This is a genomic window from Spirosoma soli (genome assembly GCF_042684525.1).
GTDB lineage: Bacteria > Bacteroidota > Bacteroidia > Cytophagales > Spirosomataceae > Spirosoma > Spirosoma soli.
On the sequence record NZ_JBHULN010000009.1, the window covers coordinates 176,462 to 192,325 of the forward strand.

Consider the following 15,864-nt stretch of genomic DNA (forward strand, 5'->3'; position numbering starts at 1 on the left):
GACATCGCAAGGGTGGCTTGGGCAGTTTAGCTTTTCTTCCTGAGCGTTGACGCAAATCGATAGTTTCCCGATCCAAGCTCGTAAACCGCCTTGCCGTCCTCCATCTTTATAAATCGAATGCCATTCGCATTTTTGATGGGCCTGTTGCTTTCGTTGACATCGTTCTGGTTCGCGGTTGGTACATACACGATTGCTGATGTGTTTGCAGGAATGGCGACGTTAAGGAGAAATTGGTCATCATTACGTTTCCAATCCACCGAAATCAATCCACTCACCGTCTGGTAGGAGCCTTTTACCCATGTCAGATCGCCAACTGGCATGGGCTTGATAATGGATTGGCGAAAGCCAGCTCCCTGGGCATCAACCCCAATGCCCAACAGGTCGTTAAAGAACCACTCGTTGATCTGACCCAGCATGAAATGATTTTGCGAACCAAAGCTTCCTACACTAGCGTCCCACTTTTCAGTTAAGGAGGTGGCTCCCATTTTCAGCTGGTAACCATAACCTGGCCTGTCGGACTGATTATTCATATCAAAAATGACGTCCGAATAGCCCTCCATGGCTAAGGCTTTTAAGAGAAATCGGTAACCCACATCGCCAGAGGTGAAGGAGTTGCCGCGGGCGCGAATGTCGGCTACTAATTTGGTAATTATGCGTTTACGATTTTGAGGATCAGGTATTTCTAAAAAAAGCGGCATGGCGAGGGCCGTATTTGACCCGGTCGAGTAGATACCCTCGTCGGGTTTATAAAACGCTTTGTTAAACGCGGTTCGGATGGCTTCAGCCTTTACCTCAAACTGTTGCGCATCGGCTGACTGACCGATGATTTTAGCCACCTGTGCCATAATTTTATAGTCATAGAAGTAGATAGCGCTGGCTGTAAACGCAACCGGAGTAAGCTGTGATCCCCAGGGCGCTTTGGGGCCAATGTCGTACCAATCACCTAGGCCAAAATTCAGAATATTATCCTTCGCCATATGATCCAGAAAAGCAAGGTAGCGCTTCATGGCGGGGTAATACCGGCTAATCAACGACTTATCGCCGGAGAAAAGATATTGCTGCCAGGGAACGATGATAAACGAGCTTCCCCATTCCGGCGAGTTTCTGAAACCATTCCCGGTTATCTGTTTGCCGGCGTGAAAGAATTCAGGGGCAATGTTCGGGACAAAACCATCATCCAACTGACTGTCTGCCATATCGTTCATGCCTTTGGCGAACAGGGTCAGCAAATCGAAATTGTACCGCAGTGAGGGGCCATTCAGGTGATACTGTTCTAACCAGCCCATTTTTTCCCGATGGGGGCAGTCCGTGATGATGCTTACCAGGTTACTTCGTTGTGCCCACCGAACCAACGAATAGGTTCGATTGAACAACTCGTTTGAGCAGGAGAAGTTACCGATCGGGGCGGCCGAGGTATGCACCACTACACCACTCAACTGTTCGAGCTGGGGCAAAGTCGTATCGCCATCGGCCGGAAAAACCTCTACTTGTAGATACCGGCCGCCCTGGTAAAAAAACTGCGGAAACCAGGTCTCTTGGTTAGTGGACGACAGTGTGTATTGCCACCAGGCAGGCCGGATACCGTCCTGAGTCGCTGAATTTCGGTCGACCGTACCATCGGGTTTTAACAGCTCAGCGGGAATAATCCGCACGTAGGAGCCAGGTTTACCTTTCACCGTAATCTCCGGCATGATCGAAGCGTTTTGGCCAAGATCATACACCCAAACGGTAGGCGAGAGTTGATTCACGTGTACGGGAGATAACGTTTCAATGGCTTTAAGGGGCGGTGCCGAGCAGGAAAGACCTTTCAGGGTGGGTCCCGTATCAGGATAGACGATTGCTTTAGACCATCGGGGGCCTGCCCGGAATGAAGGGCGATTCCAGCCCGCAGGCAGCAAACGGGCGTCAAAGTCTTCGCCACCAAACTGGTTCATGTAAGTTACCGGTCCGGGCGAGACTTGCCAGGTGTTGTCGGTGCCGATGAATTGAACGGTGCCGTTGTCGTATTCAAGCCGTAGATGCGCGATGGCCTTTAACGGGCCGTACGAATTAAGAAACTTAACGTACCTGATCGAATCGGGCTGAATATTGTACATGCCATTGCTCAGAATCAGCCCAATGGCGTTGGGGCCGGTTCTGATCTGCCGGGTTACATCGTAGGTATCATAAAGCACTGTTTTTCGGTAATCGGACCAGCCCGGCGACAACAGGTAATCCCCAACTTTTCGCCCATTAATGGATAACTCGTATTGCCCAAGGCCGGATACGTGTACAACCGCCCGAACCAGCTTCGCATCGGCTACAAACTCTTTACGAAGCAGCATGGATGAATAATTCGGATCATCGGGGCGGGGTTGATTAGCCCAGGTTTCGGGCAGTTCCCGGCTTACTCTGAAATCCAGGCGAGCCGATGCATACGTACGCGCGTATTTTTCGGCACCGGGTGCCGAAATCCAACTTGCTCGCCAATCCTGCTGCTCCAAAATTCCCATTGTCCAGCTGGCGGGCTCGCTCCAAGCCGATTCAATTCCTTTTTCATCCCAGATTTTAACTTTCCACCAGTATTTTTTACTGGACTGAAGGGCTATACCTTTATACTCGATCTGGCCCATAGCAGTTGACTTGACCTTGCCCGAGTTCCAGGCGTCGCCCGTATGCTGGTTGAGCAGAGCTGATGAGCTGGCCACCAGCACCTGATAGGCCGACTGGCGCATGGCTCTTCGATGGGAATTGGTTTTAATGGTCCAGCCCAACATCGGTTTCGTTCCATCAACGCCTAAAGGCTCGGTCCAGAAGTTACAACGCAGTTCAACGGCCGAGCTGGCCTGTGGTTGACCGATTAGGCCGGTTGAAGGTAGAAAACAAAGGAAAAAATATACTCTTGTTAACCAGTTCATTATAGGGTACTCGTCGGAAAGGTTCAAAAACGATTTGCCTGACATGTCACGCAGCACGGGTAAAGAAGCCCACCAGCCCTATTTCTTACTGTATCAAGAGAAGACTGCGTTTGCAAAAGTGCCTCATGCACGAAGTGCTATCCTTAGCAACGCCTGGCTACAACATCGAAGGCAACGCTTCGCTTTGATCAGGATGGGCGTTTCGCCAGTACGTCCCGCACGGTTGTCCATTGAAGGTCTGGATAGCGGTTGTTGTCCAGAGGGGTCAGCTTGGGAAGGCCGGTAAACATGTTGTGGAGGTATTGCATGCCCTGCCAGGCCGGAAATACCTCGTCTTTTTGCGGAAATAAGGTACGGGTCACCTTAATCAGGGTACTGAGCACGCCCAGGCCACCAGCGCGGAGTAAGTTAAATGGCGTTCCGGTGGCTTCACTCGCGGCCCTTTGTAAGCCCCGAATGCTTGCCACCTCGCCAGCTACTCGCAGGAAGCGGGGCGTAGAGGGATCGAGAGCAGCCGTAGCGGTGTAAGCGGCCGTATTGTCGACGGTTGTGAAGTCCAGTGGCTGATCAGCGTCACCCCAGTAGACGACCCGCTTCAGTCCAAACAAAATAACCGGAGCCTGACCCGTCAGCAAGTCCATGAACATACCATTGAAGATGGAGGTGGCCGCGATGGGCGCTTGATCGAGCCGTTCCTGAAATTCCCGGCGGAGGTCGAGGTTGCGGTTGGCACCTCTGGGAAGCTTGGTGTAATCGATTGAATAATCAGACGGAATAAACCGGGGAACGCCCACTTCTACAGCCGCCTGAAGCAAGCTAGTCTGCGTCTCTACAATTACGTCTCGCAGGCCTGACACCGCTGAAACAACGCAGGACCCACCTAAGCAGGCTTGGGCCAGCTCCGAAATATTAGTAAAATCGACCTCAACGATAGTTGCGCCCAGATTGCGTAACGAAGCGACTTTTAAGCTAGAGCTTCCCTTACGAATCAATGCTTTCACGATGGCTCCCCGTTGACGTACGTGTTGAGCGATACGAAATCCGAGGTCACCGGTGGCGCCTGCCAAGACAATAGTTTTATTGGTTGACGTAAGGGTGTCATTGATATCGTTTCCGCGGTCTACGGCTGTTAAAACCATACTTATCGTTCCTAAAGGCTTTTCGGTGTAACAAAAAGTTATCTCTCCGTCGAGGAAGCAACTGTGTGATTAACCCAAAGGTTATAAGGAGAAGATTCAATGTGTAAAGTAGTACGACATGCGCTGGCCACGGCATATTGGCATACACACAGCATAACGCAAATGAAACCCTTTTGCAACGTTTTGCCACTGATTCTGTGTTATGCCAGAAAAGATGTAGCTACATCAATTATGGAACTAGGAATCTCCACCTTCGTCGAAAATACGCCCGATCCCGCTACGGGTAAGCTATTAAGTCCCTATGAACGGATGATGAACCTAATGGAAGAAATCGAACTAGCCGATCAGGTTGGTTTAGATGTATTCGCCATCGGGGAGCATCACCGTCCCGATTTTGTCGTGTCGTCGCCGGCGGTTGTCCTGGCAGCCGCAGCCGTTAAAACAAAGCAGATCAAGCTGTCGAGCGCCGTAACGGTACTTAGTTCAGACGACCCGGTGCGCGTCTTTCAGGACTTTGCGCATGTGGATCTGCTGTCGCAGGGCCGGGCGGAAATCATGGCCGGACGTGGCTCGTTTATCGAGTCGTTTCCCTTGTTTGGGAATGATCTGAACGACTATAACGAACTATTCGCCGAGAAGCTGGACCTGCTGGTGAAGCTGAACAAAAGCGAGAAAATCACCTGGCAGGGACACCACCGGGCTTCCATTGATAACCGGGGTGTTTATCCAAGACCGTATCAATCTGAATTGCCGATCTGGGTAGCGGTGGGCGGTACGCCCGAATCTGTCGTCCGAGCTGCCAATTACGGTCTGCCAATGGCCTTGGCCATCATCGGAGGTATGCCGGAACGTTTTGTGCCTTTTACCAGGCTCTACAAAGACACTTGGGCAAAAGTTGGCCACGATCCGGCCAAGCTTCAATTGAGTGTTCACTCACACGGCTACATTGCAGATGATTCTCAGAAGGCAGCCAATGAGTTCTATGGGCCATATGCCTACGTGATGAGCCAGATTGGTCGTGAGCGAGGGTGGGCGCCCATGAGTAAAGCGCAGTTTGAATTCATGCGCTCGCCCGAGGGTTCATTGCTGGTTGGTAGTCCGCAGCAGGTGATCGATAAGATTTTATGGGAGCACGAGTTGTTTGGCCTCACTCGTTTCTTACTGCACATCAGTGTGGGTACATTGCCTCACGCCAACGTAATGCGGTCGATTGAGCTGTTAGGCACTGTTGTGGCACCGGCCGTTAGAAAGGCGCTAGAAGCAAGTGCTGTAAGCAGTATATAATCTCTTAAACATAGCAGTATGGAGGCATCACAGAGTTCACAAGGTTTTTTGTTGTCTGTGTAAACCTCCATACCGCTGGGTTTTACTCATTCTAGTTCTCGGCCTGAGTGGTAACGGCGTTGATAAATTGCTGATAGGTTCCGTTTGGTAGCCCGGCTACTTCACCAATAACAATCACGGCTGGATTGCCAATCGGCTCGCCCGAACGCCCGGATTCTTCCACTTTTTCAAGAATGGTCGCAACGCGTCCTACAACAACGCGTTCGTCAGGAAGCGTTCCATGCTGAATAATGGCAATAGGGGTTTCTGACTTACCGACCTGAGTAAATAAAGACGTGATTTCCGCTAGCTTGTGCATGCCCATCAGGATAACCACCGTAGCTGTTGATTGAGCTGCTAACTGCAAATCTGCCGATAGCTGACCGGCTTTGGTTGTGCCGGTAACTACCCAAAAGCTTTCGGAAACACCGCGCGTCGTAAGTGGGATCCCCGCCGAAGCTGGTACGGCATAACTGCTGGAAATACCGGGGATTACCTCGGTTTCTATACCGAATTGCTTCGCGTATTCCATTTCCTCGAAGCCGCGTCCAAACACAAACGAATCCCCGCCTTTGAGCCGCACAACATGCCCATATTGCTGCGCGTAATGTACGATGAGGGGGTTAATATCTTCCTGCATGCACGAGTACGCACCCCGCCGTTTGCCGACGTACACTTTCAGGGCATCGGGTCGGCAGTAATCCAGTAACTCCGGTGCCACCAGCGCGTCATACATAACGACATCCGCCTGTTGCAGCGCCCGAATGCCTTTAACCGTTATCAGATCCGGATCGCCCGGACCCGCTCCAACGAGAGTAAGTTTCATAGATAAAGAGTGAATGAGTGAAAGAGTGAGGGGTAGCCAAACGCTCTTTCACTCTTTACATCAGCTGTCGTGTGCCTGGCTTAGCTCCTGCAAGTGTGGAGCGCCTTCCTGGATAACCTGTGTCTCACGATAAGCCTGAATGGCTTGTAAAAAGCCTTCGGCCTGCGCGATAAACTGCCGGGCAAACAGTTCGGATGGCTCCTGCTTATTTAGGCTGAATACCAACGTCTTGAAGTCGCCTTCGGCTTTGTGAAAGTCGACTTCGCCAGCGAAGGTTTTATCGAAATCACTGACAATGCCATGCTGGGTGTTGGTCGAAATATCCCGGCTCATCAGACCCGCTTTGGCACCGGTGATAAACACGTTGTAGGCATGATAGAGCGCATCGGCCCAGCGGCTTTCCGAGAAAGCTTCGCGGGCCCAGCCCAGTTTTTCACCCGCTTCGGTCAGGGTTGTTGCCACGAGGTCGATCAATACGCTGGCGCATTCGCCGACACCAACCTCCGTAACGTACTGTTCTGTATGATCCCAGTCGATGTAATCGGTGTCGACGAGGGTTTTCAGATCGGCCAGCGGCTTGAGCAATTGGTAAAAATAATTTTTGCCCTGGCGGGCGTAGTAATCGCTATAGTACTCGCCATCAAAGCCATTCGCTTCGTAGTCGCGTAGCAACAGCCGCAGTGAATCGGGCCCCCGTTTGGTTGGAATCTTAATGACTTTATCGCCAATCAAACCTTCGCCTTTGCCGTTAAATCCACCACCAAGCAGCACCTGAAGAGCCGGTAACACATAAGCACCATTCTTCAGCGAGGAGCCGTGGTAACCAATGTTGGCGACCGAGTGCTGGCCGCAGCCGTTCATGCAACCCGAGATCTTAATCTTAATATCGTCATTGAAAACCAGATCCGGAAACTCATCGTGCATCATTTGTTCCAGAGCACGGGTGATTCCATAACTACTCGAAATGGCGAGGTTACAGGTATCCGTACCGGGGCAGGTCGTAATGTCGGCCGTGGTGTCGAATCCGGGCTCGGCCAGCCCCAGTGCATCCAGGGCTTGGAATACGGCTGGTAAATTGTCAGGACGGACAAACCGGAGGAGATAACCCTGATTAACGGTTACGCGAATATCATCGGCGGCATACTGCTTCACAATTTGTGCCAACGCCCGCGCCGTGTCTGCATGCATATCACCCAGAAGAACGCGTAACTGTACGGCGTACCACCCCGCTTGTTTCTGCTCGAACACGTTTGTTTTATACCAAGCCTGGTACTTAGCTGTGTTTTCGACAGCCGAACGGTCGGTCAGTGTTGATAGGAATGTTGGTAACGTTGCAGGAACATCATTTTCGCCATTCGTCGGAATTTGAAAAGATTGTACACGTAGAGCGGGCCGTTCTTCGTCTACCCGACGCAGCAGTTCGTCTAAACCAATGTCGTTGAGTAAGTATTTCATGCGGGCTTTGTGGCGCTTAACGCGTTCGCCGTAGCGGTCAAATACCCGGATGACACCCTCAATGAACGGAATAACCTGATCTTCTTCCAGAAACTCGGTTGCGGTCTGAGCCGGGAAGGGTTGAGCCCCGAGGCCACCGCCCAGCATCACCTTAAAGCCACGCTTGCCGTCCCGAATACGCGGAACCAGGCCAACGTCGTGCATGTAGCCGTAGGCCGAATCGGCCTCACTGGATGAAAGAGAGATCTTAAACTTACGACCCATATCCTGGCAGATCGGATTCCGCAGGAAATAATCAAAAACGGCGTAAGCGTAAGGCGTAATATCGAAGGGTTCGGTCGGATCAACGCCCGCACGAGCTGAACCCGTTACGTTCCGAACCGTATTACCACAAGCTTCCTTTAACGTAATACCCGCATCTTCCAGATCCGCCCAAAGCTGAGGAGAATCGGCTAGCTTCACAAAGTGAAGCTGAATATCCTGCCGGGTAGTCGCGTGGAGGTTGCCGGTTGCATATTTATCCGACAGATCGGCAATACGAATCAGTTGATCAGCTGTAATGCGGCCGTGCGGCAGTTTAATCCGAATCATTTGCACGCCGGGTTGCCGTTGGCCATAAACACCCCGCGTCAATCTGAATTTGCGGAATGCTTCGTCAGGAATGTCCCCCGAGCGAAATGATGAAATCTTCTGTTCGAGATCAAGGATGTCGCGTCGGGCGGCCGGACTTACGTTGTCGGTGAGCTGGATAGACATGATTATATATTAGTCTATAGAGTTAATCAACTTATTCTTTAAAACGAAACGCCGGAGGTATCCGGCGTTGTATGTTCGCACAAGTATAAAGCTTTTCCAGGCTCCTTAAGTTCGCCCTTCCCCCAACTTATGGTTATAGGCCATAAGCTCCAGTTATACTGGGCCAGGCTCCTAACTACTGGAAGATATCATTACGTTCGCCGGTGGCCTGCCAGTCAGCGTCCATATCCTGAAAGCGTTGACGTACTTGGTTCAAGAATTCATTATCCAGCATTGTTGTTATGTCCTCGGGAGTCGACAGGTCCATTTCACTGACCTTGTAGGTCTGTTCATAAGGACCGGCTTCAATTTTGACAATATATTTGCCGTTCCAGGCGTACAAGCCGATACGAAATTGGGGATGTGGAATATCCTGAACGAAACGCATAAGTTATTAATGACCGGTTCGCCGGTGCGATTATACATGATGAATGATTTTTCAATAGGTCGACATAGTATAACAAAGGTAGGTAACTCGATTCGTCCACTTGTTGTCGAATTGCTGATCATTTATTCTTTAGCACTTATTGTTTTCTCCTGCACCAAGAGCAGCGACGAAGCCGCTCAATTCTTTCTGCGGGGTAATGTCCAATTGCAGAAACGAGAGTACCGGGAAGCCATCCGGTACTATACGGAGGCTATTGAGAAGAAGAATGATTTTGCCGATGCGTACAACAATCGGGGTTTAGCCAAATTCCGGAACGATGATCGGGAGGGGGCTCTGGCTGACTATACTAAAGCGATTGAAACTGACCCCGATTTTGGTACTGCTTATTTTAATCGCGCCGAGGTTCGACTGGAAACAGGCGACGCCACCGGAAGTCTGGCGGATTTGCAACGCATCGAAAAGCAGTATCGGGATTCTACATTTTACCAGACCCGACTGGGGGATACCTACGTCCGGCTTAATAATCCGGCTCTGGCGCAGTCGGCCTATGACCGGGCTATCCAGCTTGATCCTGATAATGTTGAGGCTTTGACAAACCGAGCAGCCTTGTATTACAGCCAGAAACAATACGAACAGGCCGAACACGATATCCAGCGCGCGTTGCAGCTGAACCCCAAGCAGGATGCCGCTTTGAACAACCAAAGTTTGTTGCTTGCCCGAACCGGTAAGTACGCCGAAGCACTGGCTTACGTGGAACGGGCGTTGGCTATCAAATCCAACCAGCCATACTACCTCAACAATAAAGCCTACTTACTGTTGATGTTGCACCGGCCGGCCGATGCCTTCCCTCTCGTTCAGGAGTCGCTCCGGTTAGATAATCAGAATGCCTGGGCACACCGAACGCTGGGGATCTATTTTCTCGATCAGGTGCAACCAGCCAAAGCGCTGACCGAATTTCGGCAGGCTGAAAAAATAGATGCGTCCGTCGACCAGCTTTATTATTATATAGGAACGGCGGAATTAGCGGTTGGAAACGCCACAGGCGCCTGCGAAGCCTGGCGACGGGGCGAATCCGCTGGCGACGAACAGGCTGCTACCGCCCGCAAGAAAGCCTGTCGCTAATGAACCCGTTTCTTGAATGGCTTATTTTACTTTCCCAAATAAGATCAGCGAGAACCGCGTGTACCGAAAACCTCACTTGTAACCGTAAACCGGAATAGGATGGAGTTTAAAAACGTGAAAGTGGGGGTTGTGCAGGCTACCCCCGCACTATTTGATATAGAACGAAGTGTTGATCTGGTCATTGAGTGGCTAGAGAAAGCGGCCCAAGCTGGATGTCAACTCGTTTTGTTTCCGGAGTCATTCATTCCGGGTTACCCACGGGGCTTAACCTTTGACGCTATCATCGGCCGACGAACCGAAAAGGGCCGGACGATGTGGTTAGATTACTGGGCGAATAGTATTGACGCGAAGTCTGTGCATACGACCCGAATCAGCGAGGCTATCCGGAAATCAGGCTTGTTTGTGGCGCTGGGCGTAACGGAACGAGACCCAATAGGAGGGACGTTATACTGTTCCTTGTTTTACTTTGATCAAAAGGGCCGTTTTCTCGGGCAGCACCGGAAGTTAAAACCAACGGGACTGGAGCGGTATATCTGGGGTGAAAGTGATGGAAGTACACTCCTTAGTTTTGACACGGATTTAGGGAAGATTGGTGGGCTTATCTGCTGGGAGAATTACATGCCCCTGGCCCGAACGGCTTTGTATCAGCAGGGCATTCAAATCTACCTGGCGCCGACAGCTGATGCTAGGACGTCATGGCAGGCCACTATGCAGCACATTGCGCTAGAGGGGCGTTGTTTTGTTCTGGCCAGTAATCAGTTTGTCCAAAAAACCGATTATCCCGAACGCTATCAGGCTGACCTGCTAGATGAACCGGCTCTTATGAGCAGTGGAGGTAGTGTAATTATTTCTCCTTTGGGGGAACTGCTGGCCGGCCCCTTATGGAATGAAGAAGGGTTGTTAACGGCAGAACTTGATTTTACGACCCTGGCGAAAAGCAAACTCGATTTTGATCCAGTAGGCCACTACGCCCGACCGGATGTCTTTCAACTGCAGGTAACCAATCAACCACCAATGTTACGAGTATAGCGAACTATTTTACGCATACCATCAAAGAAGTTATACCCAAGCAACTATAACTATCGTTATAGTTGCTTGGGTATCTGCTTAACCTTAGATTTATAGGTAGCAAACTGACTTTGGTTTTGGATCTTATCGGTTGATAATTCCAGTAGTTTCGCCTGATCGCTTGGTTGGAAGAAGTCGGGGAGGAGCGACTGTAGCGATGCGAGCGAATCGCATGCCTGATACGCTACGTGTGCATCGCTCGCTGTATTCCTCGCTGTGTAGCCGTGGGGGGTTTCAAAATAGGTTTCCAACTCGGGTTGTTTACCGGGCCCGTCGATCATCCGAAAAATATGACCGCTATCGTTGTTCAGCAAGATGACCCGTAGGTTGGCCGGAACGGGTGCCGACCAAAAGGCGTTTCGGTCATAGAAAAAGGCAACGTCTCCAATTAGTAAGGTCACGATCTGATCGGTTGCCAAAGCTGCTCCAACTGCTGTACTTAAACAACCATCGATGCCGCTAACCCCACGATTGGCGGCTACGCTGATGTGTTGCTGTTCCGACAAGCCGCAGAGGTTAGCGTAGCGGACGGGCATGCTGTTGGCCAGGTGTAAGATCGACCGCTCGGGAAGTTGCTCGAGAACAAGCTGAACCGCTGACCAGTCCGTCAATGGTTGGTTGGGCTGGGATAGGGTCTGCTCAACCAACCGCGCTGCCCGCCGATTAATGCTTTGCCATTGGTTGAGGTACTCGTTGGTTTCGTCGTCATCATCCCCTTGCAGGAAGCGTTGATAATCCAGATCGGCGAATAGTTTCTCTAAAAAGGCGAGTGGGTCGGCCGGGATAAGCGTTGTCAGGCTTTGAAACGAATCCGTGATGCGGTCGACTGTCGGTTGAAGGTGCCAGTGCCGACGGGCGGGGTATTGACGGAAAAACGTTTTCAGGTTCCGGGTTAAGAACGAGTTGCCGAGCGTAATGAGCAGGTCAGGTCGTAGCGCATCAGCCGTTTTTGCACCGATGCCTGACAAGAATGTATCCGTGTGGGTAATGAAGTGGTCGTTTACCGGCAGATTACTGATTATTTCTCCTACAATCGGAACACCTAATTCGTTGCTAATTTTCCCGAGAACAGTTAGTAAAGCAGGGTCGCGGGGAAGTTGTCCGACGGCAATCAGAATACGTTCGCTCCGTTCCCATTCATCTAACAGCTCATGCCAGGTTTCAGCAGAAAGCGAGGGTTGAGCGGTTAATGTAGTAATAAGACGAACCGGTTCGTATTGAAATGGTTCGTCGGCGTTGGGATAAAAAGGCTCCCGGAGTGGTACGTTGACGTGAACCGGGCCAGCAGGCTGCAACTGAGTTAGCGTAATTGCCTCCTGAACCGTTCGCTCCATAAACCAGCGGCTATCCGGATGATGGTAGTCGGCGGGTAAGTCGTAGCTGCGCTTCACCTGAGGACCATAAACGCCAACCTGATCCATGGTCTGTCCATCCAGTTGATGGAGCCATTCGTGGGGTCTATCCGCCGTAAGGAGTAGCAGCGGTATTTGCTGGAAAAAAGCTTCGGCTACGGCTGGTGCCAGATTATACACCGCACTACCCGACGTGCAGATAACGGCGACTGGCCGTTTTGTTTGTTGTGCCATTCCCAACGCAACAAAGCCAGCGGACCGTTCGTCGGCCATAACGCGAACCCGTAACTGGGGATGGCGGGCTACGGCAAGGGTTAAAGGAGCCGAACGGGAACCAGGTGAAACAACAACATCGGTGATTCCTTTCCGGGCAAGCAGTTCAGCCAGGTTAACGATCGGTTGAAGAATAGGCATGATCAATTAAATACGTTGGGGACGCAAACATAACGAATGAAGCGCATGACCATCCGGCCATCTCTCATAGATTTTACGTTACTTTGCTCAGGTAGCCTACTTGTTATATAAACGAAGCGGCTATCGTGAGCGTTATAGTACCGAAAATCTCTTCAGCATGAACCGAATTACATTCGACAACGAAAAAGAAATCCGGGTAAAGTCATTTGCTGGTGCTGCGGCCATCAATCTATTGTTGGTTGTGATCTTGTTTTTCGTGCATCTGTCCCAAACAGTTCCGAATCCGCCCCCTATCCAGTTTGTGGAGGTTAACTTCGGAACGGATGCGCGGGGAAGTGGCAAGATCCAGACCTACAATAAAGCGTCTGACTCACCGAACCCGGAAGACGTAAAGGCGGCCGAAAAGCGACCGAACCCCAAAGTGAACACGACGCCCCGTCTGGAAAAGACCCGGGCTACGCCAACGCCGAAGGTCGAGGAGGCCAAGCCCGCGAAAACGGCTACGGAAAAACCGATCATCGCCAGCAAGGCAGAAAGCCCGGTAACAACCCCCGAGCGCCCCGAGCCTAAACGAGTTGAATCCCCGAAGCCAGCGGCTCCCGTGGAACGACCAGCCCCGCCCACACCCGCTAAAAAAGTGGAAACGGTCAATAATGACGCCCTCTTTAAAAAATCATCCGGAGGGGGCGGCTCTAACGGTACGGTTGGTAAAGCATCGGGCATCGGGGGCAATAACAATGGCGATGATGCCAGTGGCGTAGGCGATAAAGGAAATCCTAATGGTAAGATTGACGCTAAATCGTTGTATGGAACCCCAGGGGGGGCGTCTTCGGGAGTTGCCTTCGACGTATCCGGCTGGGCGTTAGCAGGACGGCCCAGTGTGAATGACGATTCGGATGAAACGGGTAAAATCATATTCCGGATCAAAGTTGATAGTGGTGGGGATATTATTAACGTACAAACCTTGCAAACAACCGTTAGCCCCACGGTTGTGGATGTTTATCGGAAGGCGGTGCAACGGCTTCGACTACGTCCCAAAGGCGGGGCCACCCCTGAATCGGCCACTGGTACCATTACCTTTATTATTACCTCCAAGTAAATGCAGTACCCGGAAGCAATCGACTATTTATACAGTCGGCTCCCTGTTTTTCACCGGATTGGTCCCAAAGCCCTAAAACCGGGGCTCGGTAATACTATTAAACTGTGTGAAGCCCTGGGCAACCCACAAGACAAGTTTCGTAGTATTCACGTCGCCGGTACGAATGGCAAGGGGAGTACATCGCACATGCTGGCGGCTGTCTACCAGTCAGCGGGCTACCGGGTTGGTTTGTATACATCCCCCCATTTAAAGTCGTTTACCGAACGCATTCGGCTCAATGGTCAACCCATTGCTGAGGCCGAAGTAGCTGCTTTTGTGACCGAACAACAGGCATCCATCGAAGCGATTGAACCTTCGTTTTTTGAAGTAACAGTGGCGATGGCTTTTGATTTCTTTGCCCGAAAAGCCGTCGATGTTGCCATCATCGAAGTCGGGTTAGGGGGGCGCCTTGATTCAACCAATATCATAACGCCGTTAGCCTCGGTGATTACGAATATTGGGTACGACCATACCGATCTATTGGGTGAAACCTTAGCCCAGATTGCGGCCGAAAAAGCCGGAATTATCAAAGCACACGTACCGGTGATAGTAGGAGAGACCCAGACCGAAACCGAGTCTGTTTTCAAGGACGTAGCCAATTCACTGGAATCGCCTATTACCTTCAGCGATCAGGAATATACGGTTAAAGACGAAGGGATTGTTAATGGGATCCGGGTGGTAGAGGTATATCATCAGCAGGATTTACTCCTCAAACTTTCGCTGGATCTGCTGGGCAGCTATCAGCTACGTAATGCAGGCGCTGCTCTGGCTACAGTAGCTACCTTGCAACCGGTACTTCATGTGTCATCGTCTGCACAGCGGGATGGATTAAGTGCTGTAACTGCCTTAACCGGACTGAAAGGCCGTTTTCAGACTATTCGTGAACGCCCCAGAGTTATTGCCGATACAGCCCATAACCAACCTGGTTTAGCCGCTTTGTTTGAAACCATTCAGTCCATAACGTATGCAAAGCTGCATATTGTGATTGGTCTGGTAGCAGATAAGGATCGGTCTAAGGTGCTGGCTATATTACCTGAAACGGCCGTATTTTACTTCTGTCAGGCCCAGATTCCCCGATCGTTGCCAGCCGATGCGTTGCAAGCTGAGGCAGCCCAGTTGAAGCGGTTTGGAGAGGCATATTCAGATGTGAATGCTGCCCTCGTAGTGGCATTACAAACTGCGCTGCCAGATGACTTAATTTTAATAACGGGCAGCAATTATATCATTGCCGAATTAACTGATTTATAAACCGTGACTCGTCGAAAACAACACCGCTTTCTGCAAAACGCAGAAAGCTCGAATGTTATTGAAGTTAGTAAACCGCTTTATAAAACCATTCGTGGTAAGTGGCGTAGTGATTATTTCAAGAATGACAATCCCATTGTGCTTGAGTTGGCTTGTGGGAAAGGTGAGTACACGGTGGGCCTGGCGCAAGCCTTTCCTGATAAAAATTTCATTGGTGTTGATATTAAAGGCGACCGGATAGCGAGAGGTTCTCAGGCGGCTCAATCACTGGGCCTGGCTAACGTGGCTTTTCTACGAACGGATATTAATTATCTGCAGGAATTCTTTGAAGAAGGAGAGGTAAGTGAGCTTTGGATTACGTTTCCTGATCCGCAACCCAGACCGAAGCAAGAGAAGCATCGGCTAACGCATCCGCGCTTTTTAACCGTATATAAATCGGTACTGATCCGCAACGGCACGCTCCATTTAAAAACGGATAATCCGCAGTTTTTCGCTTACAGCTTAGATAAAGTAAGAGAACTTGGATTCAACAATTTACAATATACAACTGATTTGTACAGTTCACCATTGAATGATTTACATCTTGGAATCAAGACGAGATACGAAAAACTATTTTTCGATAAGGGATTTACAATTAACTATTTACAATGTAAAACGGGTGAAGATTGTAAATCAACACCCGTTTTACATTGTAAATAGTTA

Annotated in this window: 12 protein-coding genes; 6 read left to right on the forward strand and 6 right to left on the reverse strand. The window is 50.6% G+C overall.

Translation table 11 applies throughout. The features are described 5' to 3' along the window. Window positions 1–26 precede the first annotated feature (26 nt). Together ACFSUS_RS16105 and ACFSUS_RS16110 are read right to left on the reverse strand one after the other, a co-directional pair. On the reverse strand, window positions 27–2,897 hold the full coding sequence (locus tag ACFSUS_RS16105) for a family 78 glycoside hydrolase catalytic domain (RefSeq protein WP_381524294.1): 2,871 nt from the start codon (window positions 2,895–2,897) through the stop codon (window positions 27–29). Window positions 2,898–3,085: 188 nt separating this feature from the next. Continuing rightward, window positions 3,086–4,036 carry an NmrA family NAD(P)-binding protein gene (locus tag ACFSUS_RS16110; RefSeq protein ID WP_381524296.1) on the reverse strand — a complete coding sequence of 317 codons (951 nt, stop codon included), beginning with the start codon at window positions 4,034–4,036 and terminating at the stop codon, window positions 3,086–3,088. A 231-nt stretch (window positions 4,037–4,267) separates the two neighbouring features. Between ACFSUS_RS16110 and ACFSUS_RS16115 the strand changes: the two genes are divergently transcribed. Further along, window positions 4,268–5,320 (forward strand): LLM class flavin-dependent oxidoreductase, encoded by a 1,053-nt coding sequence (locus tag ACFSUS_RS16115; protein ID WP_381524298.1) that lies wholly within the window; start codon window positions 4,268–4,270, stop codon window positions 5,318–5,320. Window positions 5,321–5,411: 91 nt separating this feature from the next. On the opposite strand, the gene cobA is transcribed toward ACFSUS_RS16115, so the two are convergent. The 3 genes from cobA to ACFSUS_RS16130 all read right to left on the reverse strand — a co-directional run bounded on the left by cobA (window position 5,412) and on the right by ACFSUS_RS16130 (window position 8,823). After that, on the reverse strand, window positions 5,412–6,185 hold the full coding sequence (gene cobA / locus ACFSUS_RS16120; RefSeq protein WP_381524300.1) for a uroporphyrinogen-III C-methyltransferase: 774 nt from the start codon (window positions 6,183–6,185) through the stop codon (window positions 5,412–5,414). A gap of 60 nt (window positions 6,186–6,245) precedes the next feature. Continuing rightward, window positions 6,246–8,396, reverse strand: a complete 2,151-nt coding sequence (locus ACFSUS_RS16125) for a nitrite reductase (protein WP_381524302.1) — start codon at window positions 8,394–8,396, stop codon at window positions 6,246–6,248. A 175-nt stretch (window positions 8,397–8,571) separates the two neighbouring features. Then, window positions 8,572–8,823: a hypothetical protein gene (locus tag ACFSUS_RS16130; RefSeq protein WP_381524304.1), complete on the reverse strand. Its 252-nt coding sequence runs from the start codon at window positions 8,821–8,823 to the stop codon at window positions 8,572–8,574. Window positions 8,824–8,862: 39 nt separating this feature from the next. On the opposite strand from ACFSUS_RS16130, the gene ACFSUS_RS16135 reads away from it, so the two are divergent. Then, entirely contained in the window at window positions 8,863–9,945 is a 1,083-nt protein-coding gene (locus ACFSUS_RS16135) for a tetratricopeptide repeat protein (RefSeq protein WP_381524305.1), read from the forward strand. A gap of 99 nt (window positions 9,946–10,044) precedes the next feature. Next, entirely contained in the window at window positions 10,045–10,974 is a 930-nt protein-coding gene (locus tag ACFSUS_RS16140; protein ID WP_381524307.1) for a carbon-nitrogen hydrolase family protein, read from the forward strand. 56 nt (window positions 10,975–11,030) lie between these two features. On the opposite strand, the gene menD is transcribed toward ACFSUS_RS16140, so the two are convergent. After that, window positions 11,031–12,779, reverse strand: a complete 1,749-nt coding sequence (gene menD, locus ACFSUS_RS16145) for a 2-succinyl-5-enolpyruvyl-6-hydroxy-3-cyclohexene-1-carboxylic-acid synthase (RefSeq protein WP_381524309.1) — start codon at window positions 12,777–12,779, stop codon at window positions 11,031–11,033. Window positions 12,780–12,936: 157 nt separating this feature from the next. Here menD and ACFSUS_RS16150 point away from each other — a divergent pair, with 157 nt between their 5' ends. From ACFSUS_RS16150 to trmB, 3 genes are read left to right on the forward strand one after another with little or no spacing between them, the layout of a single operon-like run. Beyond that, on the forward strand, window positions 12,937–13,878 hold the full coding sequence (locus tag ACFSUS_RS16150; protein WP_381524312.1) for a hypothetical protein: 942 nt from the start codon (window positions 12,937–12,939) through the stop codon (window positions 13,876–13,878). After that, window positions 13,879–15,165: a bifunctional folylpolyglutamate synthase/dihydrofolate synthase gene (locus ACFSUS_RS16155; RefSeq protein ID WP_381524314.1), complete on the forward strand. Its 1,287-nt coding sequence runs from the start codon at window positions 13,879–13,881 to the stop codon at window positions 15,163–15,165. Window positions 15,166–15,168: 3 nt separating this feature from the next. After that, a complete protein-coding gene (gene trmB, locus ACFSUS_RS16160) occupies window positions 15,169–15,861 on the forward strand; it encodes a tRNA (guanosine(46)-N7)-methyltransferase TrmB (RefSeq protein WP_381524316.1) in 693 nt (230 codons plus the stop codon). Window positions 15,862–15,864: the final 3 nt, after the last annotated feature.